This is a genomic window from Mesorhizobium sp. 113-1-2, from assembly GCF_016756475.1.
GTDB classification, from domain to species: domain Bacteria; phylum Pseudomonadota; class Alphaproteobacteria; order Rhizobiales; family Rhizobiaceae; genus Mesorhizobium; species Mesorhizobium loti_C.
The window spans coordinates 2,775,196-2,795,084 of sequence record NZ_AP023242.1 but is presented as its reverse complement, the minus strand read 5'-3'; the positions used below and the strand labels follow the sequence as shown (position 1 = coordinate 2,795,084).

The following is a 19,889-nucleotide window of genomic DNA, read 5'->3' as shown; positions in this document are numbered from 1 at the left end:
GACCGAACGGCCTCGGCATCCGACCCCGTTGCGAGGCTTTTACCAGATTGGGGCAATCATTGGGCAACCCTTTTGATCACGGCTTTTTTACGCAGTCTTGTTTTTGGAACGAAAGCAGCCTATATCAGCCCCATTGATATTTCGGCCGATCGATCCGGGCCTCGCGATCTTCGCGTTTGCTGACGTCTATCTCCAAAATCTCGATGCACACCGGCTGGACTTTGTCTGGTCAAACTAAAGCAAATGTTGAAGGACTATCTAAAATGGCAACTGGAACGGTCAAGTGGTTCAACGCCACCAAGGGCTTCGGTTTCATCCAGCCTGACGCCGGCGGCGCGGACGTATTCGTCCACATCTCGGCTGTCGAGCGCGCTGGACTGTCGACCCTGGTCGAAGGCCAGAAGATCAACTTCGAGATCGAGCAGGACCGCCGCACTGGCAAGTCGTCCGCTGGGTCTCTGAGCAAGGCAGCCTGATTTTGCGAATGGCGCGCGCCGGGCGAGAGCCCGGGGCGCGCGGCAAGTCACGGATGTACTGACGGTCGCGCGAGAAGCGGGCCCGGAGCGGAAAGACCCGAAACGCTGGATCAGCAGATAGCTGCCAGCCCGGACCGGACGCTCCCAATCAGGCTACCAAGCATGGGAAGGCGGGATTTATCCCGCCTTTTTGTTTGTCTGGGGTTCAGGCCATTTCCCTTCGCAACGCCGATCATGTTATTTTCAATGCATGACCAAGCTCGAACAGATCGAGCGATCCATCGCAGCTCTGAGCACCAAAGAACTAAAGGCCTTTGCCAAATGGTTCGAGGCGTTCCAGGCTGACGTATGGGACAAGCAGATTGAGGCCGATGCAAAGGCAGGTCGACTGGACGGGTTTGCCGAAAAGGCGTTGGCCGAGGTTCGAGCCGGAAACTGTCGACGTCTTTAGCCGTGGCGCCGAGACCTTTTCAAGAATTCGCTCTGGCGAGTCAGATCGCTTGGTTTTCGAGAACCGGAACGGAGCGTACATTTAAGTACGTGAGCACCGGAAGCGCAGAAAACCGCGCTAGGTGGCCGCCAGAGTAGAATTATTGAGAAGGTCTCAACCCACCCACCCGATCGGCACATGCCCCGGATCCGCCTCGACGCGGCCCAGCCAGGCCACGACAGCCGGATAGGCGTCGAGCTGGAACCCGCCCTGTTCGGCCGTATGCGTGTAGGCATAGAGCGCGATGTCGGCGACGCTGAAGGCGTTGCCGGCGAAGAAAGCGTTGTTCTCCAGATATCTGTTCATCACGCCGAGCGCCTTGTGGCCGCGCTCCAGCGTCATCGCCAGCCGCTCGGGCGTGGCATCCCTGGCGCGTTCGGGAAAGGTCAGCAGCGCCTTGCGCACGGCGATATAGGGCTCGTGGCTGTACTGCTCGAAGAACAGCCATTGATAGGCGAGCCCGCGCTCATATTTGTCAGCCGGCAGGAAGCGCGTGCCTTCGGCGAGATAGAGCAGGATGGCGTTGGATTCGGCCAGCCGGCGGCCGTCGTCGAGTTCGAGCAGCGGCACCATGGCATTCGGGTTCTTGGCGACGAAATCGGCTTTTCGCGTGTCGCCGGTATGCGAACTCACCTCGATCGTGGTGAAGGCGAGGCCAAGCTTGGCCATCAGCAGGCGCGGCTTGTAGCAATTGCCGCTGTCGATCATGCTGTAGAGTATCATGGACGGTCCCCGGAGCGCTGCCTTGACCAGGCGATTATCGCAGCAGCCGTGCCCCCAACCAATGATTTGTTTTGGCGCGACCATCAGCGGCGCTGATATGTGACAGCGCTCGCTCAAGGGCATGTCGAGATTCAGGTCAGGCCGAGCCGAGAATGGTGGTTTTCGAGAACCGGAACGGAGCGTACTTTTCGTAGGTGAGTACCGGAAGCGCAGGAAACCGCCGTTCGCAGGCCGGCATCACCTGAAATATCGGCATGCCCTAGCCGAACAGCGGCACAACCTTGTTGTCCCGGCCCAGCAGCGCATCGACGGACAGCGGCTCTTCGTTGAAGATAGTGCCGGCCAGCGCCGGCCGGGCGAGAAGGTAACCTTGCAGCAGGTCGACGCCGCCGTCGAGGGCGACGCGCAGATGGACGGGTTGCTCGATGCCTTCGACCAGCACCCTGGCACCGCGGTCGTGCAGGCTGGAGACCAGCGGGCGGAAGAAGCGTTCGGCGGCGGCGTGGCGGCAGAACTCCCCGAACCAGCCGCCATCTATCTTGACGATATCCGGCTGAAGCAGGCTTACCCGTTCCACGGTCGAATGACCGGTGCCGAAATCGTCGATGGCGATGCGGATGCCGTCGCGCCGCATCTCGCGCACCAGCCTGGCGAGAAGCGCGTCGTCCGCCGCCTGTTCGGTGATTTCGCAGACCAGCATGCCCGGAGCGAGGCCGAGCTCGCCGAGATGCCGGCTCATCAGCCGGATCTCGGCCAGCGCCCGCCCGGTATGGTCGTTGATCATCGGATTGTAGTTGAAGAACAGGTCGAGCCCGTCGACGCCGATATTGTGGAAATTCCTTAAGTGCAGCATCCGGCACATGGTCTCGACAAACAGCCGGTCCGGCGCGGCGACACTTTCAAAGAACGCCCGCGCCGACCCTGCCCGGCCGGCACGGTGCGGTTCGATCAGCCCCTCGACCGCCACCGCGTGCAGCGAACGCCCAAGCAGCGCGAAGATCGGCTGGTAGGCGCTGCGCAGGCGGAAATCGCCATAGACGCCGTACTCGATACCGATTTCATCGGCGAAGATCGCGTCGCCAACAGTGCGCCGCCGCTCGAGCCTCATGGCACGACCCTGCGCCCAAAGGCTTTTGCCGGCCGCCCTGTACGCGGCGTGACGCCAGGAGCAGTGGACGCATCACTTGCAGCGGCAACCGGATCCGGACTGCTTATGCCGAAAACGCGGAAGCTGGTCGGCGCCAGTTCCGGCCGCGCCAGCACGAAGCCCTGCACCATCGAAGCGCCGGACTTCTCGGCGAGCTCCAGTTGCCATCCCTCCTCGATGCCCTCGAACACCGTGCGGATGCCCTGGTCCTCGAAGCTTCTCACCATGGTGGTCAACAGCGCGAAGCCGGCGCCGGACTCCATAAGCTGCGTGATCCAGGTGGCGTCGAACTTGATGATGTCTGGCTTCAACTCCTTGATGCGGTTGATGTCGGAATCGTCGGAGCCATAGTCATCCACCGCGATGCGGAAGCCGTTGGCCCTGAGTGCGGCGACGAAGCCATGCAGGGCCTCCTGCGATGCCGATCTCTGCTCGGTCACCTCGCACACGACGCGGCCAGGATCGATGCCGGCCTCGTGCAGCACAAGCCGCATCTCGCGCAAGGCACTGTCGGCGATCGACCGCTCGGTGAACACCGACGGGTCAAAATTGACGAAGATCGATGCCTCCTGCGGCAGGCAGGCGCCAGCATTGAGGAGGTGCAGCGTCCTGGTCAGCGCCTCGACATGCAGGCGGTCGGCAGCCGGACAGGTCGAGAAGAAGGCCATTGGCGATTGCGGCTCGCCATCGCGGAACGGCCGGATCAGCCCTTCGAAGGCGGCAACCGACAGCTTGCCCTCCTTGAAGGCGAAGATCGGCTGGAAGGCACTTTGCAGCGTGTAGATGCCCCAGACACCTGACGAGGTGCCGTCATCATGACGGATGATATGGGCAAGCCCGATGCTGCGTGACAAAGGTTCCTCGCTCCGCGAAATGGCGGAATGGATTGCGATCCTGCCACTCAAGCCCTTACCGCCCGTTAATGAATTTTTTGTTGCCGCTCAGAGGTTGCAATCACGGCTCCTTGAGGCCTGGATCAGCCGACAATGCTTGCACTGGGCGAAATCATGCGACATGAGAAGCGCCGCGGCCGCTCCTGGCCGCGCCGATCTTCTCAAGGAGAGACAGAGGTCATGGCCTTTCTTGCCGACACCCTTTCCCGCGTAAAGCCTTCCGCCACCATCGCGGTGACGCAGAAAGCCCGCGAGCTGAAGAATGCCGGCCGTGACATTATCGGCCTCGGCGCCGGCGAGCCGGACTTCGACACGCCCGACAACATCAAGAACGCGGCGATCGAGGCAATCCGCCGTGGCGAGACCAAGTATCCGCCGGTGTCGGGCATCGTGCCGCTGCGCGAGGCGATCGCGAAAAAGTTCAAGCGCGAGAACAATCTCGACTACAAGCCTGAGCAGACCATCGTCGGCACCGGCGGCAAGCAGATCCTGTTCAACGCCTTCATGGCGACGCTGAACGCCGGCGACGAAGTCATCATCCCCCGCCCCTACTGGGTCAGCTATCCCGAAATGGTGGCGATCTGCGGCGGCACGTCGGTGTTCGCCGACACCTCGATCGACAATGGCTTCAAGCTGACGGCTGAGGTGCTGGAGAAGGCGATCACGCCGAAGACCAAATGGCTGCTGATGAACTCGCCGTCCAACCCGTCGGGTGCGGCCTACACGGAAGCCGAACTGCGCGCGCTGGCCGATGTGCTGTTGAAGCATCCGCATGTCTGGACGCTGACCGACGACATGTACGAGCACCTGACCTATGGCGACTTCGTCTTCAAGACCATCGCCGAGGTCGAGCCGAAGCTCTACGAGCGCACGCTGACCATGAACGGCGTGTCGAAAGCCTATGCCATGACCGGCTGGCGCATCGGCTATGCCGCCGGCCCCGTCCAGCTGATCAAGGCGATGGACATGATCCAGGGCCAGCAGACCTCCGGCGCCTGCACCATCGCGCAATGGGCTTCCGTCGAGGCGCTCAACGGCCCGCAGGACTTCATCGCCAAAAACAAGGCGATCTTCCAGGGCCGACGCGACCTTGTCGTGTCGATGCTCAACCAGGCGCGCGGCATTACATGCCCGTCGCCGGAAGGCGCCTTCTATGTCTATCCATCCTGCGCCCAGTTGATCGGCAAGAAGACCAAGGCCGGCAAGGTGATCGACACCGACGAGGCCTTCTGCTCGGAACTGCTCGAGGCGGAAGGCGTGGCGGTGGTGTTCGGCTCGGCCTTCGGCCTCGGCCCCAACTTCCGCATCTCCTACGCCACCTCGGACGCGCTGCTGGAGGAAGCCTGCACGCGCATCCAGCGTTTTACGGCATCGCTGACCTGATCGGATCAATCTGAAGACAGAAAGAACCCGGCGCCATCATCGCCGGGTTTTTTGTTGGAGGCCCCTCACGCCTGCTGCTTGGCCTGCCTGGCCGAACGCGCTTCGGCCGGCGCGAGAACCACGATCAGCAAAGCCGCGGTGAGGAACGCGGCAATCGCCGCTGTCAGCATGGCGGCGTGGAAGCCGCCGGCATAGGCGGTGGCGAAGAGCTGGTGCACGCCCCCCTCGCCGATTGCCGCATCGGTTGTGAAATCATGCCGTGAGATGGCCGCACGCGCCACGGCTTCGGCATTGGGCACATTGGCATCATCGAGATATCCGGTCAGCAGGCTGGTCGCCCGCATGCTCATCAAGGCACCGAGCAAGGCGATCCCGATGGCCAGTCCGCTCTGGCGGGTGGCGTTGATGACCGCCGACACCATGCCCGAGCGTTCGCGTGGCGCGTAGGACATGGCGGCGGCACTGCCGGTCGGGATCGCCAGCGAGTTGCCGAGACCGCTGATGGCGAACAGGGCGCACAGCACTGCGTATGGCGTCGACGGCCCGGCCCAGCACATGCCGAGCATCGAAAGCCCGATCAGCACATAGCCCGCCGTCATCAGGAGCGAATGCCCATAGCGGGCGCTCAGCCGGCCGATCCACGGCGACACCACGATCTGGACAAGGAAGGCCGGCGCCATGCGCAGGCCGGTCTGCGTCGGCGACCAGCCCTGCGCCTGCTGCAGGAACATCGAGAAGAAGAAGACGCTGGTGTAGGAGGTGAAGCCGAGCGCGAACGAGGCGACGTTGGCGACGGCAAAGCGCACGTCGCGGAACAGGCCGAGCGGCAGCATGGGCCGTGGCGTGCGCGACTCGAAGCCCAGGAAGATCGCCAGGCCAACGACACCGGCAATGATGGCCGTGATGGTCCAGGCATCGCCCCAGCCGCTCTCGCCGGCCGAGATCAGGCCGAAGGTCAGCGCGCCGAGCCACAGGATCGAGAGCGCCAGGCCGACAAGATCGAGATGGGCATGTTCGGGATGCGCCGTCTCCCCGATCGAAGCAGCACCGAGCGCAATGGTGAAAAGGCCAAGCGGCAAATTGATCAGGAAGATGCTCTGCCAGCCGACCGTTTGCACCAATATGCCGCCCAGCACCGGGCCGACGACCAGCGAAACGGCGGCGAACGAGGCCCAGCCGCCGATGACGCCGGCCCGCTCGCGCGGATCGGGGAAGGCCTGCGTCAGGATCGACAGCGCACCCGGAATGAGCAGCGACCCGGCAATGCCTTGCACCACCCGGCCGGCGAGTAGCGCCGGCAAATTGGGTGCGACGGCGCAGATCAGCGAACCAGCGACGAAGATGCCGACACCGGCTAGCCATGAGCGCTTGCGGCCATAGCGGTCACCGATCAGCCCCGACGACAGCATGAAGGCCGACAGGCAGAGCGTATAGGCATCGACCACCCATTGCAGACCGCCGAAATCGGTGTGCAACGCCTGCTGGATGGTCGGCAGCGCGACATTGACGATACTGACGTCGAGCAGAGCGACGAACGAGCCGAGATAGACGGCGGCGACCAGCGGCAGGCGGTTCTTTGGCATGATGATTTCTGCAGGCGGCTAGGCTCAACTGCCATACTGTTCGCCGGAAACCGCTTCCAGCCAGTCGGCATGGACGCCGTCGAGCGCTTCCTGCATGGCGATATGCGTCATCGCGGATTTCGGCCCGGCACCATGCCAGTGCTTCTCGCCGGGCGCGAACCAGATCACGTCGCCGGCCCTGATCTGCTGGATTGGGCCGTCCCATGTCTGGGCAAGCCCGGAGCCCGAGGTGACATAGAGCGTCTGGCCGAGCGGATGCGTGTGCCAGTTGGTGCGCGCGCCCGGCTCGAAGCTGACCAGTGTCGCTCTCAGCCGCGCCGGCGCCTCCGCCTCGATGATCGGCGTCTGCAGGACCCGGCCGGTGAAGTATTTTTCCGGCGCTATGATGGTCGGCACGCTGCCGCAAGCAATGATCTTCATCGTCTGACCCTGAAACTGGTGGTGAAGGCCCCTCGTCGAGGCAAAATGCATTCTCGGCCGATATCATGTCAGGCGCAACCGACGGTTTGCGATGCCTGGGCGAAGAAGCGGTTTTTTCTCCTTAACCATGAACCTTTCCCGCATGGCGGCACAGCGCGAATTCAATGTCTTTTTAACGGCTCACCACTAGCCGTGAGCCTGCATTGCGGGGGCTGGCGGATGAGCATACTGGCGACGATCAAGGATCATAGCGGCCGGATCTATCGCGGCATCCAGGCCCTGCTTCTACTCAGCATCGGCGCGGCCGCACTCGGCGCCTTGGACATCTCGCGGAACCTGCCCTCGGACGGCGCCTTTGCCATCTCGATCCTGGCCACTGGTCTCGCCTTGCTGGCATTGATGTACATGCGCAGCAGCATCGTCCATCGCTTGCATTCGGCGGCGGCGGTCGAGGCCGAGAAACATCATTTCCTGACCAGGGACGTCATGACCGGGGCGATGACAAGGCGCTATTTCCTCGAAGCGCTGCGCGACAGCCTGGGCACCATGCGCGACCGGCGCGAGGCGACATTGCTGTTGATCGACGTCGATCACTTCAAGCAGCTCAACGACACGTTCGGGCACCAGTTCGGCGACCTCGCTCTGGTGCATCTGGTCAAGACATCGGAACGCATCTTTGCCGGCGGCATGGTCGGGCGGCTGGGCGGCGACGAATTCGGCGTCATCATTCCACACAGCGACCTCGCCCCCATCAACAAGGACATCAGGCAATTGCTCGACACAATGCGGGCCGGCAAATCCCATGAAGGCAAGACCATTCCGCTCTCCATCTCGGTCGGCGTGGCGCTGGCGCCGGCGCATGCCTCCAACACGGCGGAACTGATGCTGGTTGCCGACCTGGCGCTCTATGAAAGCAAGGCGGCGGGCCGGGGCCGCGTCACCGTGTTCGACGAGGAGATGCTGTCCGACAAGCGCTACCGGCGCCTGGTCGAGCGGGAGTTGCGCGCGGCGGTCTATCTCGGCGAGCTCGAACTGCACTACCAGCCGATCGTCAACCCGGACGGGTCGGCCTGTGCGTTTGAAGGGCTGATCCGCTGGCGTCATCCGGTTCGTGGGCTGATCTCGCCGGCCGAGTTCATCCCCATCGCCGAACGCTCGACGCTGATCGACATGCTCGGCGAATGGGTGTTCAAACGGGCTTGCGCCGATATTGGCCATTTCCCCGGGCGCCGCATCTCGATCAACGTCTCCGGCGAGCAGCTCAAGCGCGACGAGATCGTCACCATGTGCGACCGTGTGCTGAGGGAAACCGGCCGTTCGGCAACACAGTTCATCATCGAGATTACCGAGACGGTGGCGACCGCCGCCACGCCGGAAATCCTGCGGCGCCTCGAAGCGCTGCGCGGCCTCGGCTTCCACATCGCGCTCGACGATTTCGGCACCGGCCATTGCGGCTTCAACTATCTGAAAACTCTGCCCATCGACAGCATCAAGATCGACCGTTCCTACATACGCAGCCTCGCCCATGACCAAGTGGCGCAGATATTCGTTTCGGCACTGGCGCAGATCGCCCGCATCCAGGACGTCACCATCGTGGCGGAAGGCGTCGAGACGCAGGAAGAATTCGCGCTGGCCAAGGCCGCCGGCTGCAACCGCTTTCAGGGCTATTTCCTTGGCAGGCCGGCGCCGCGCGACAAGGTCGCCCCCTTGCGCGCGATCAATGCCGAACCCATGGCGCTGAGCGCCTGAGGCCGTCGCACGGCAGCGGATTTCTATTTTCCTTGCCCTGCCGGCAAACAAGTGGGACGATGCATCAGGGCAGGTGGCGACATGAAAAAGAACCCCGCCCGCGACGGTCGAACAGGCCGGCCGCCGCTCAGGACCGATTGACCACGCCTGAACCATGCAAGCCAGTCGGTCCCTAGGGAAACGCCTGAGTGGAGGTCAGCCATGGGTACTCGCGCCGGAGGACGACGCACGGGACCGAAATGCATTGCCATAGTCGGTCCCTTTGCAAGCGGTAAGACGACACTTCTCGAAGCCATATTGGCCCGTACGGGCGCCATCCCCCGACAAAATCCCGTTTCATCAGGCAGCACCGTCTCGGATCATTCGCCGGAAGCGCGCGCCCACGCCATGAGCGTCGAGGCGACCATCGCCACCACCGATTTCATGGGCGAGCAGATCACCTTTGTCGATTGTCCCGGCTCGATCGAATTCTCCTTTGAGGCCGAACCGGTGCTGGCCGCCTGCGATCTCGCGGTGGTCGTCGCCGAGGCCGATGAAAAGAAGATCCCTGCTTTGCAGCTCATCATGCGCAAGCTCGACGATCTCGGCGTGCCGCGCATCCTGTTCCTCAACAAGGTCGACAAGGCGATTGCAGGCGTGCGCGACACGCTGAAGATGCTGCAGCCGGCAAGCTCGGTGCCGCTCCTGCTGCGCCAGATTCCGCTGCGCAAGGACGGCGTCGTCATCGGCTCGATCGATCTGGCGCTGGAGCGCGCCTACATCTACCGCGAATATGCCGAAAGCGAAGTGGCTGAAATACCCGGCGACGACAAGGCGCGCGAACTGGAAGCGCGCTTCTCCATGCTGGAAACCCTGGCCGACCATGACGACCAGTTGATGGAACAATTGCTCGAGGAGATCGAGCCGCCGAAGGACGCGATCTTCGACGACCTCGCCGCCGACCTGCGCGAAGGCGTCGTGACGCCGGTGCTGATCGGCACCGCCGAGAAAGGCAACGGCGTGCTGCGCCTCCTGAAGGCGATCCGCCACGACGCGCCCGACATCGAGGCGACCCGCAAGCGGCTTGGCGCCCAAGACGGCGGCGCCACCGTGGTCCAGGTGATAAAGACCATCCACACGCCGCATGGCGGCAAGCTGTCGGTGTCGCGCATCCTGTCCGGCCAGGTCGCCGACGGCTCGGAACTCTGGCTGCCCGGTGGCGGCGACACGGCGAAGGTTTCCGGCATCTACAAGATGCTCGGCAAGGACCAGTTCAAGCTCACCGCCGCCAAGGCCGGTGACACCGTCGCGCTGGGCAAGTTGGACGAGGTCAAGACCGGCCAGACGCTGACCTCGGCCAAGGGCGGCACCAAACAGCTGTTCACCTTCGAGCCACCGCAGCCGGTCTTCGCTTTCGCGCTGCGGCCGAAGGAGCGCAAGGACGAGGTCAAGATGTCGGCCGCCATCCAGCGGCTGGCGGAGGAAGATCCCTCGCTCAGCCTGCGCCACAACCAGGACTCGGCCGAGACGGTGCTGTCCGGCCATGGCGAGATGCATCTGCGCGTCGTGCGCGAGCGGCTGGAGGGCAAGAACCAGATCTCCGTCGAAGGTCACGCGCCGGCCGTGCCCTATCGCGAGACGATCCGCAAACCGGCGCAGCAGCGCGGCCGCCACAAGAAGCAGTCGGGCGGCCATGGCCAGTTCGGCGATGTGGTGATCGAGATCAAGCCGCTGCCGCGCGGCACCGGCTTCCAGTTCACCGACACCATCACCGGCGGCGTCGTGCCGAAGACCTACATCCAGTCGGTCGAAACCGGCGTGCGCGACTATCTGAAGTCCGGTCCGCTCGGCTTCCCCGTCGTCGACGTCGCCGTCAACCTGTCGGACGGCTCCTACCATGCGGTCGATTCCTCCGACATGGCCTTCCAGATGGCGGCCAAGCTGGCGATGAAGGAAGGCATGGCCGCCTGCTCGCCGGTGCTGCTGGAGCCGGTGATGAAGGTCGAGATCGTCACGCCGTCGGACGCCACCTCGAAGATCATTGCGCTGATCCCGCAGCGGCGTGGCCAGATCCTCGGCTATGACGCGCGGCCCGGCTGGCCGGGCTGGGATGTCGTCGAGGCAACCATGCCGCAGGCCGAGATCGGCGATCTGATCATCGAGCTCCGCTCGGCGACCGCGGGCGTCGCCAGCTACCGCGCCGCCTTTGACCACATGGCTGAACTCACCGGCCGCCTCGCCGACGAAGCGATGAACGCCAACGGCAAGGCCGCCTGATTTCGCCGATTAGCCACTCTCTCCCCGTTTTACGGGGAGAGATACCAGGTCCGTCCTCCGCAGCTGCTGCGCAGGGCGGACAGGACAGTGAGGGGGCAGCGCCAACGTTGAGGATTGTCGAAGTTTATGACGCAGCGGGACTATGCGTCTCGCCCGAAAGTCAGCTGCGGCCTTGGGACAGCAACTTGCATAAAGACCAAAAACGACGCCCGGGGGGGCCGGACGCCGTTTTGTTTGCGGACCGTTTTCTTGGGAGGGGAACGGCAGGTCCGCCGCATGTACAGTCGCCGCGCTTCGGCGGAAAAGGTTCGGACGCGGTAGCCGCCTGAGCCCGGGCCGTACGAGTGATGCCCCCATCTCCCGTCCGAACCACACCGCGTCCTAGCGTCTTCATAGCAGCGGAACGCATCGTTGTCATGTTACCAGAGGTTACATGACACTGTTACGCGGCAATTCTGATGAAATCTCCGGCCATCGCAGCAGGGTTCGGGCAACAAAAAAGCCGGATCAACGAAGATCCGGCTGAGTTTGATTGGAAGTGCCTGTTAAGGCTAACCTCCAGAGGGGAACACTCGAGGGCGCTAATGGGAGGAGAACGCGCCCAGGAGATGATCTATATATCTGCTCTTCATGCCCAAGAAACAAGCATCTATTTTGCAACACACGCATGCAAAAAGACGCAGGCTGTGGTCTAATCCATTCCGGAAGCCAATAGGACCAGCAGAATCGTCAAAACGGAGCGCGCTGCCGGGCCTTTGTCGTCATGAAAACGTCATTCCCGGCCGATTTTGCTCCAAAAAGCCGAAAAACACCTGATGACTTGGAATCAGGCAGCGGCCGTTCAATTCTGAGGCAGCCAGGCGGGAAACAGCCAATGCGTCCTTTTTCAGCGATTGCCGGCAGCGGCGTTTTCCTGATCGCAGCGCCGGGTGTGGTTGCCGGACTTGTTCCCTGGCTGCTCAGCGATCGCTGGGGCTTGCCGTGGTCCACCGTGCCGGGCTTTGTCCTTGCCGGCGGCGGTCTCATCGTCGCCGCGACCGCGGTGCTGCTGCATGCCTTCGCCCGCTTCGCGCTCGAGGGGCTGGGCACGCCTGCCCCCGTCGCGCCGACGGAGAAGCTCGTGATCAGCGGCATCTACCGCCATGTCCGCAACCCCATGTATGTCGCCGTGCTGTCGATCATCCTCGGCCAGGCGCTGCTGTTCTCGAGCTGGACGCTCGTCGCCTATGCCGTCATCGGCGCTGCTGTCATGGGCTCCTTCGTCAGGCTCTATGAGGAGCCGACGCTCGCCAGCCGCTACGGCGCCGACTATGAAACCTACCGCCGCAATGTCCCCGGCTGGCTGCCGCGCCTGACACCCTGGCGGGGCGAATAGATCGCAACCCAGCAGCGCTGCCGATGATCCGCTTGGACTAGAAAGACCAGCTTCTGGCTTTCGCAATGATGAAGTCGCGAAACACGTGCAGCTTCGCCTGGTTCTTCATCGCGTCGGGATAGGCGAAATAGGTGTCGAAGGACGGCACCTCGGTTTCCGGCAAAAGCTGCACCAGACCGGAATCCTTGTTGATCACGTAGTCGGGCAGCATGGCGATGCCGGCACCGCCCTGCACCGCGCGCTTGATCGACAAGATGTCGTTGATCTGCAGCGACGGCACGCGTTGGCCGCCCTCGAAATCGCCGACCGTCTCCAGCCAGTTCAACTCCGACAGATGCGACGGCACCGGCAGGCCGAAGGTGACGATGCGATGGTTTCTAAGCTCCGAGACCGAGGCCGGCTTACCGTGCTTGGCGACATAGGCGGGTGCTGCGTAGAGGTGGAAATGCACGGTGAACAGGCGGCGCTGGATCAGGTCCGGCTGCTGCGGCTGGCGCAGCCGGATGGCGCAGTCGGCCTGGCGCATGGTGAGGTCGAGTTCCTCATTGGCGAGGATCAGCTGTAGGCTGATCTCGGGATAGAGCTCGATGAACTCCTGCACCCGTTCGGTCAGCCAGCCGGCGCCGAGGCCGACGGTCGTCGTCACGCGAAGCACGCCGGAGGGCCGGTCCTTGGTCTCGGTCAGACGCGACTTGATGGTCTCGAGCTTCATCAGCACGTCATGCGCCGTGCGGAACAGCATCTCGCCCTGTTCGGTCAGCACCAGGCCACGCGCATGGCGGTTGAACAGCGGCACGCCGACATCATGCTCGAGCGCACTGACCTGCCGCGATATCGCCGATTGCGACAGATGCAATGTCTCGGCCGCGTGCGTAAACGACCCCGCTTCCGCCGCAGCGTGAAACACGCGTAGCTTGTCCCAGTCCAACGCCATGATTCCCCTCGTTCTGTTTGGCGTCTGAATGAAAAATCAGGCTTTTACACGGCGTTTCTAAGCCGTTTTTTTAACAGTTTTGCAAGCGGCCTATTCCGCTGCTTCGCGATGCACCTCGATACCGGCCAGATACTTTTCCGCTTCCAGCGCGGCCATGCAGCCGAGCCCCGCAGCCGTCACCGCCTGGCGGTAGACATCGTCGGTCACATCGCCGGCCGCGAACACGCCGGGCACATCAGTGCGGGTCGAATCCGGCGCCGTCCACAGGTAACCGTTCGGCTTCTGCTTCAGCTTGCCCGCGAACAGCTCGACCGCCGGTGCATGGCCGATCGCCACGAACACGCCGTCGACCTTGAGATGCGTCTCGGCGCCAGTCACCGCATGCTTGAGCTTCAGCCCTTCGACTGAAGGCGGCAGCGGCGCCTTGCCCGGGCGGCCGGTGATCTCGTCGACCACCGTGTCCCAGATGACGCGGACATTCTCCTTTTTCAGCAGCCGCTCGCGCAGGATGCGCTCGGCGCGGAAGTCGCTGCGCCGATGGATGACCGTGACGCTCTTGGCGAGATTCGACAGATAGAGCGCCTCCTCCACCGCCGAATTGCCGCCGCCGACCACCGCGACATCCTTGCCGCGATAGAAGAAGCCGTCGCAGGTGGCACAGGCAGAGACGCCGAAGCCCATGAAATCCTGCTCGGTCGGAATGCCCAGCCACTTGGCTTGCGCGCCGGTGGCGATGATCAGCGCGTCGGCGGTATAAGTCGTGCCGGAATCGCCCTTGGCGCGGAACGGCCGCACGTTGAGGTCGACCTCGGTGATGATGTCGTTGATGATGTCGGTGCCGACATGCTCGGCCTGCTTGAGCATCTGCTCCATCAGCCACGGCCCCTGGATCGGGTCGGCGAAACCGGGGTAGTTCTCGACATCGGTGGTGATCATCAGCTGGCCGCCCTGCTGCAGGCCGGCGACCAGCATCGGCTTCAGCATGGCGCGGGCGGCATAGACCGCCGCCGTATAGCCGGCCGGACCGGAACCGATGATGAGAACGGGCGCGTGCTTGGTGGTCATCTAGAACCTCTGCGGGGCAGACAATCGGGTGTGCCTTGGGGAATAGCGTGAAATGTCGCGCCTAATGTAAGGGTTGCCAACCACGCCAGCAAGACGAAGGGGCCGTCGTCCCCGGAAAGCTTCGGCCCAAGCGGTTATTCGCATGATCGCCGCTTTCGTTACCGTTCAAAAATCGCGTTGATGAGGGCTGGCGCCAACACAAAAGTCGTTTAATTACAAAATTGCGAAAGATTCTTGCGCCGAGCTTAGACAGCCATGCCCCTAAAAGCCGACCTCGACGCCATCGACTGGAAGATCCTGCGCGAGTTGCAGGCCGACGGGCGCATGACCAATGTCGAATTGTCGAACCGCGTCGGCATTTCGGCGCCGCCCTGCCTGCGCCGGGTCAAGCGGCTGGAGGAAGCCGGCATCATCCGCGGCTACCGTGCGCTGCTCAATGCGCCTGCGCTCGGCCTCGATGTCGTCGCCTTCTGCCTGGTCGGGCTGCACCACCAGGCCGATGCGGAGCTGCGCACCTTCGCCGAGCGCACACGCGGCTGGCCGATCGTGCGCGATGCCTGGATGGTCTCGGGCGAATCCGATTTCCTGCTGCATTGCGTGGCAAGCGACCTCGGCGCCTTCCAGACCTTCGTCATCGAGGAATTGACCTCGACGCCGAATGTCGACACGGTGCGCACCGCGCTCACCATCCGCCGGGTCAAGGATGAAGGCCTGGTCTCCTTCGAGCGCGCCTAGAGCGTTTCACCGTTTCACGGAAACGGCGAACCGCTCTATCTCTTTGTTTTGACGCAATTCCGGACGGAAAACCGTTTCACACTTTTCCTGGAATTGCTCTGAGGCCGCGCGAACGCCGGTGTGCCGCCGAATTCCCGACCTTCGCCACACCGGCGCCGCGTTGGTGTTTGACAGACGCTAATGTACAAGGCTGGACGGCTCTGCCGGACTTCGCCGCCTGCTTGGTTTCTTAAGCAATTCCTGAAAAAGTGTGTAACGGTTTTCGCTCGGAATTGCTTGGAATAGATGGCGAAAGCAGCGTTGCTCTGGGGGCGGCCCGCCATGGGAAGGGGACCATGACTCGATTTGCAAGCCCGGTCTCGGCGCTTATCATCTGCGTGAACGAGGCCGATATGATCGGCCCGTGCCTGGAAAGCATCGACTTCTGCGCCGAGATCATCATCGTTGATTCCGGTTCGACCGACGGCACCGTCGAATGCGTGGAAAGCTATATCGCCAAGGGCTACCCGATAAGGCTGCTGCACAATGACTGGCCGGGTTTTCCGCGTCAGCGGCAATTCTCGCTCGACCATGCCACCCAGCCCTGGTGTCTTTCGATCGACCCGGACGAGCGCGTCGACGACCAGCTGCGGCAGTCGATCGTGGCCATCACGCAGGCGGCCGACAACAAGATCAACGGATGGTACATCCGCCGCCGCGATTGGCTGAAGGGCTATGGCTACGCGCATCGCTGGGTGCTGCACAACAGGCTGATGCGGCTCTTCCGCCGGGAAGGCGCCACCATGGATCTCACCGCGCGGGTGCACGAAGCCTTCCACGTGCCGGGCGAGACCGGCACGATCGAAGAGGGCGTCCTGCTGCATCGCCGCGAAATATCGGTCGAGGAGGATCTTGCCCGGGCCAACGCCTATTCCGGCCTCAAGGCCGTCACGCTGGTCGAGAAGGGCAAGAAGCCCGGCCTGGTGCGGCTGGTGCTGTCGCCGTTCGGCAACTTCCTGAAATTCTACCTGGCAAAGCGCTACTTCCTGTGCGGCCGGCACGGCTTCGTCTACTCGATGTCGGTGATGATCTATTCCTTCGCCACCGAGGCAAAACTCTACGAGGCCTCGGAACGCAACGATCCCGTATGAGCCGTCAGGCCTGGATCAGCACCTGTAGTCCCGGCCGAGCGTTTCAATGGCGGTGATGAGACCGACGACGTCATCACCGTCTTGCAAACGCCTGATGGCGAAGCCGGGTTGAACCGCCGCCTCGCCGTCGACCAGCCAGCCCTGTGCCAGGCCAGCGCGCTTTCCCGCCCGCATGTCGGCCAGCTTGTCGCCGACGATCAGGGAGCGCTGTAAATCGAGATCGAGGCGTTTGCCCGCCTCGATCAGCATGCCCGGATTGGGTTTGCGCATCGGATGATCGGCAACGGCGAGCGGTCCGACACCGGCCTCGTGGTAGGCGCAGGCAAGCACCATGTCGACAGACACGCCCTGATCGCCCAACAGCTCGAGCACGCGGCCGTTCACCGCCGCAAAGGCGCTCCAGCCGAAATAGCCGCGCGCGATGCCGGACTGGTTGGTGACCACGACAACCGGAATCCCGACCCGGTTGGCGGCCGCGATCGCCGGCAGCATCTGCGGCCTGAGTTCGATCTCGGCCGGGTCGCTGGGATAGTCGGTATCGACATTGATGGTGCCGTCACGGTCGAGGAACAGCGCCGGCAGGTGCCGCGGGAAAACCCGCTCGCCGATCCGCTCGATCCATACGCCCGGCTCGGTCAGCGGATGTGGCGTCCCCTTCCCGTCAGCCATTCGACAGGCGCGCTTCGACCACTTCGCAGAGATGATGGTAGAGGCAAAGATGCCCCTGCTGGATGATCGGTGTCGAGGTCGAGGGCACGTTGAGCAGGATATCGCAAAGCGGCTTCAACTTGCCGCCGGTGTCGCCGGTCAGGCCGATCACCGTCATCTCCATCATCCGCGCCTGTTCGGCGGCGGCGAGGATGCTTGGCGAATTACCGCTGGTCGAGATCGCCAGAAGCACGCCGCCCGCCGAGCCATGCGCCTCGACCTGGCGCGAGAACACCGTGTCGAAGCCGTAATCATTGCCCCAGGCGGTCAGCACCGCGGCATTGGCCGGCAGCGCGATGACATTGTAGGCCTTGCGCTCCTTGAGGAAGCGGCCAACCAGTTCGCCGGCTATGTGGATGGCATCGCTGGCCGAACCGCCATTGCCGGCGATCAGCAAGGCCTTGCCCGATGAAAGTGCCGCCACCACGGCGCTCGCCGCCCGCTCCATCTCGCCTGTCAGGTCGCGCTCGACCATCGCCGTGATCGCGGCCGCCGAGCGGACCAGATAGTCGTTCAGTTCAGACATCAAAACCTCAGCTTGTAGAGCCAGCGCGCAATTTGCCGATGGTGCCGGTGGTGCTCTTGCCGGCGACGAGATCGACCAGCACGACGCGCCCGCCGGCCTTCTGCACGACATCGGCGCCGACCACTGTGTCGATCGTGTAATCCGCGCCCTTGACCAGAATGTCGGGCAAAAGCGCCTCGATCAGCGCCAGAGGCGTATCCTCCTCGAACACCACGACGGCATCCACCGAGGCCAGGGCGGCGAGCACGCAGGCGCGATCATGCTGGTCGTTGACCGGACGGCCCGGCCCTTTCAGCCGCCGCACCGAGGCATCGCTGTTCAAGCCAAGCACCAGCCGATCGCACTGGCTGCGCGCCGCGTGCAGCAGGCTGACATGGCCGGCATGCAATATGTCGAAACAGCCATTGGTGAAGCCGACGCTCAGGCCCTCTTCCTTCCAGGCCGCCACCATGCGCGCGGCCGATGCCGCATCGAGGATGGCATCCTTGTGGGCGGTCGGTCCGTGCGAGCGAAACAGCGCGCCGGTGAGTTCCTCGACCGTCAGCCGCGCGGTGCCGCGTTTCCCCACAACGACGCCGCCGGCGGCATTGGCGATCGAGGCCGCCGCGACCGGATCAGCGCCCGATGCGAGCGCCAGCGCGAAGGTCGCGATGACAGTATCGCCGGCGCCCGAAACGTCGAACACTTCGCGCGCCTGGGTGGCGATGTGGCGCGCCTCATCCGGCCCGACCACGCTCATGCCCTTTTCGCTACGGGTGGCGACGACGAAGTCGAAGCCATGCGCCGAAATCAGTTCGCGGGCTGCGGCAACGATCTCGTCATCGGCGAAGACCGCATGGCCGACAGCCTCGCCAAGTTCCTTGCGGTTGGGTGTGATGGCCGTCGCGCCGGCATAACGGGCATAGTCGCGACCCTTAGGGTCGACCAGCACCGGCTTGCCCGCCTCGCGGCAGATGGCGATCAGTTCGGCGGCGACGCCGTCGAGCAGGATGCCCTTGCCGTAATCGGACAGGATGACGATGTCGGCTCCCGTCAGTGCGGTGCGGAAATGCCGGATCAGCCCTGCCCGCTCAGCCTCGTCCAGCGGCTTGACCTCTTCCTCGTCGAAGCGCAGCACCTGCTGGTTGAGCGCGCTGAACCGGCTCTTCGAGGAGGTCATGCGGCCGCGCTGCTGCGAAAGCCCCGCTGTCTCGGCGCCAAGCTCGCCGAGCATGCGCACCAGGCTGTCGCCGGCCGTGTCCGTACCGATCACCGAAACCGGAATGGCTCGCGCGCCAAGCGAGACGATGTTGGCCACGACATTGCCGGCGCCGCCCATGGCCGAGGTCTCGCTACGCCCATGCAGCACCGGGATCGGCGCCTCCGGCGAAATCCGCTCGATGACGCCGTTGACGAAGCGGTCGAGGATGAGGTCGCCGACCACCAGCACGGTGACGCCGCCAAAGCGCGCAATGGCGCGGTGCAAGGGTTCGGGAGAAGGCGGATTGTGCTTGATCATGTCACTGGCAATGTGTGGAAAGGCTGATCTGTGTCGTGCTGAAAATTGTCAATTTACGGGCCGGATCGTCATGCCTGCCGATATACCGCAAATCCACGCAGCGCAACGGCAGCACAGGACCGGCACACTGCGAGCGGTCAGCTCTTCTGCAGCGCAACGTGAACGCCGAGCCCGACCAGCACCGCGCCGCCCGCCCGCTGCATCAAGCGCTGCGCCCGGCTCGAACGCCGCAGCCGCCCGATCACCAGGCCGGCCAGGAACACGCAGACAATGTCGGCCGAGGAGAACATCAAATTGACGATGGTTCCCAGCACCACGAATTGCAGCCAGACCGGAAGCGCCGCCGAGGCATCGATGAACTGCGGCAGGAACGCCATGAAGAAGATCGCCGTCTTGGGGTTGAGCACCTCGACGGTGATGCTCTCGAAAAAGGCTCGCCGAGCCGATTTCCGCTCGATCGTGGGCAGTGCCACGTCGCCCTCCACGCGCTTGCGGAACAGCGAGACGCCGAGCCAGATCAGATAGAGCGCGCCGACCAGCTTGATCGCCATGTAGAGCGGCGGCACCGCATGGAACAGCACCGACAGGCCGGCAGCAGCGGCAAAGACATGAACATAGCCGCCGAGATGGATGCCAAGTGCCGCCGTCAGTCCCGACCAGCGCCCGCGCGCCATCGTCTGCGCCGCGGCATAAAGCATGGCGGGACCGGGGATATAGGCGAAGATCGCCGTGGTGGCGAAAAACGCGATGAGCAATTCGGTCGACGGCATTTTTTGCCCCTTGTGCCCTGCAGGCCGT

Annotated in this window: 19 protein-coding genes; 8 read left to right on the top strand and 11 right to left on the bottom strand. The window is 63.5% G+C overall.

From position 1 onward, the window contains the following. Positions 1-263: 263 nt before the first annotated feature. Both JN279_RS13395 and JN279_RS13390 read left to right on the top strand, forming a co-directional pair. Complete coding sequence (locus tag JN279_RS13395; protein WP_010910991.1) at positions 264-476, top strand: cold-shock protein; 213 nt, start codon at positions 264-266, stop codon at positions 474-476. Between the two features lie 250 nt (positions 477-726). Then, on the top strand, positions 727-927 hold the full coding sequence (locus tag JN279_RS13390; RefSeq protein WP_096449150.1) for a hypothetical protein: 201 nt from the start codon (positions 727-729) through the stop codon (positions 925-927). A gap of 153 nt (positions 928-1,080) precedes the next feature. Here JN279_RS13390 and JN279_RS13385 read toward each other — a convergent pair whose 3' ends face one another. The 3 genes from JN279_RS13385 to JN279_RS13375 all read right to left on the bottom strand — a co-directional run bounded on the left by JN279_RS13385 (position 1,081) and on the right by JN279_RS13375 (position 3,690). Continuing rightward, the gene (locus JN279_RS13385; RefSeq protein WP_202352985.1) at positions 1,081-1,689 is read right to left on the bottom strand and encodes a glutathione S-transferase family protein; all 609 of its coding nucleotides are present in this window, start codon (positions 1,687-1,689) and stop codon (positions 1,081-1,083) included. Between the two features lie 259 nt (positions 1,690-1,948). After that, positions 1,949-2,797 carry an EAL domain-containing protein gene (locus JN279_RS13380; protein WP_202352984.1) on the bottom strand — a complete coding sequence of 283 codons (849 nt, stop codon included), beginning with the start codon at positions 2,795-2,797 and terminating at the stop codon, positions 1,949-1,951. Continuing rightward, the gene (locus JN279_RS13375) at positions 2,794-3,690 is read right to left on the bottom strand and encodes an EAL domain-containing protein (protein ID WP_202352983.1); all 897 of its coding nucleotides are present in this window, start codon (positions 3,688-3,690) and stop codon (positions 2,794-2,796) included. Before JN279_RS13375 ends, JN279_RS13380 begins: the two co-directional genes overlap by 4 nt. A gap of 219 nt (positions 3,691-3,909) precedes the next feature. On the opposite strand from JN279_RS13375, the gene JN279_RS13370 reads away from it, so the two are divergent. Beyond that, positions 3,910-5,112, top strand: a complete 1,203-nt coding sequence (locus JN279_RS13370) for a pyridoxal phosphate-dependent aminotransferase (protein WP_202352982.1) — start codon at positions 3,910-3,912, stop codon at positions 5,110-5,112. A gap of 65 nt (positions 5,113-5,177) precedes the next feature. Here the strand turns inward: JN279_RS13370 and JN279_RS13365 are convergent, their stop codons facing one another. Together JN279_RS13365 and JN279_RS13360 are read right to left on the bottom strand one after the other, a co-directional pair. After that, positions 5,178-6,695 carry an MFS transporter gene (locus JN279_RS13365; protein ID WP_202352981.1) on the bottom strand — a complete coding sequence of 506 codons (1,518 nt, stop codon included), beginning with the start codon at positions 6,693-6,695 and terminating at the stop codon, positions 5,178-5,180. Positions 6,696-6,719: 24 nt separating this feature from the next. Continuing rightward, complete coding sequence (locus tag JN279_RS13360) at positions 6,720-7,115, bottom strand: (R)-mandelonitrile lyase (RefSeq protein ID WP_096457730.1); 396 nt, start codon at positions 7,113-7,115, stop codon at positions 6,720-6,722. Positions 7,116-7,334: 219 nt separating this feature from the next. On the opposite strand from JN279_RS13360, the gene JN279_RS13355 reads away from it, so the two are divergent. The 3 genes from JN279_RS13355 (at position 7,335) to JN279_RS13345 (ending at position 12,495) form a co-directional block, all read left to right on the top strand. Beyond that, positions 7,335-8,864 (top strand): putative bifunctional diguanylate cyclase/phosphodiesterase, encoded by a 1,530-nt coding sequence (locus JN279_RS13355; protein WP_202352980.1) that lies wholly within the window; start codon positions 7,335-7,337, stop codon positions 8,862-8,864. 201 nt (positions 8,865-9,065) lie between these two features. Next, positions 9,066-11,120 carry an elongation factor G gene (locus JN279_RS13350; RefSeq protein ID WP_202352979.1) on the top strand — a complete coding sequence of 685 codons (2,055 nt, stop codon included), beginning with the start codon at positions 9,066-9,068 and terminating at the stop codon, positions 11,118-11,120. An 874-nt stretch (positions 11,121-11,994) separates the two neighbouring features. Further along, the gene (locus JN279_RS13345; protein ID WP_096449164.1) at positions 11,995-12,495 is read left to right on the top strand and encodes a methyltransferase family protein; all 501 of its coding nucleotides are present in this window, start codon (positions 11,995-11,997) and stop codon (positions 12,493-12,495) included. 37 nt (positions 12,496-12,532) lie between these two features. On the opposite strand, the gene JN279_RS13340 is transcribed toward JN279_RS13345, so the two are convergent. After that, positions 12,533-13,429 carry a LysR family transcriptional regulator gene (locus JN279_RS13340; protein ID WP_095201789.1) on the bottom strand — a complete coding sequence of 299 codons (897 nt, stop codon included), beginning with the start codon at positions 13,427-13,429 and terminating at the stop codon, positions 12,533-12,535. Positions 13,430-13,519: 90 nt separating this feature from the next. Further along, on the bottom strand, positions 13,520-14,494 hold the full coding sequence (gene trxB / locus JN279_RS13335) for a thioredoxin-disulfide reductase (RefSeq protein ID WP_096449166.1): 975 nt from the start codon (positions 14,492-14,494) through the stop codon (positions 13,520-13,522). Between the two features lie 255 nt (positions 14,495-14,749). On the opposite strand from trxB, the gene JN279_RS13330 reads away from it, so the two are divergent. Next, on the top strand, positions 14,750-15,229 hold the full coding sequence (locus tag JN279_RS13330; RefSeq protein WP_096449168.1) for an Lrp/AsnC family transcriptional regulator: 480 nt from the start codon (positions 14,750-14,752) through the stop codon (positions 15,227-15,229). Positions 15,230-15,564: 335 nt separating this feature from the next. Then, a complete protein-coding gene (locus tag JN279_RS13325; RefSeq protein WP_096449170.1) occupies positions 15,565-16,359 on the top strand; it encodes a glycosyltransferase family 2 protein in 795 nt (264 codons plus the stop codon). Between the two features lie 15 nt (positions 16,360-16,374). On the opposite strand, the gene gmhB is transcribed toward JN279_RS13325, so the two are convergent. From gmhB to JN279_RS13305, 4 genes are all read right to left on the bottom strand, one after another. Beyond that, positions 16,375-17,028: a D-glycero-beta-D-manno-heptose 1,7-bisphosphate 7-phosphatase gene (gene gmhB / locus JN279_RS13320; protein ID WP_096449172.1), complete on the bottom strand. Its 654-nt coding sequence runs from the start codon at positions 17,026-17,028 to the stop codon at positions 16,375-16,377. After that, entirely contained in the window at positions 17,021-17,593 is a 573-nt protein-coding gene (locus JN279_RS13315) for a D-sedoheptulose-7-phosphate isomerase (protein WP_096449174.1), read from the bottom strand. The genes gmhB and JN279_RS13315 overlap by 8 nt, the downstream gene beginning before the upstream one ends. 7 nt (positions 17,594-17,600) lie before the next feature. Then, on the bottom strand, positions 17,601-19,091 hold the full coding sequence (rfaE1, locus tag JN279_RS13310) for a D-glycero-beta-D-manno-heptose-7-phosphate kinase (protein WP_096449176.1): 1,491 nt from the start codon (positions 19,089-19,091) through the stop codon (positions 17,601-17,603). A gap of 137 nt (positions 19,092-19,228) precedes the next feature. Beyond that, positions 19,229-19,861 carry a LysE family translocator gene (locus JN279_RS13305; RefSeq protein WP_096449178.1) on the bottom strand — a complete coding sequence of 211 codons (633 nt, stop codon included), beginning with the start codon at positions 19,859-19,861 and terminating at the stop codon, positions 19,229-19,231. Between the last annotated feature and the right edge of the window lie 28 nt (positions 19,862-19,889).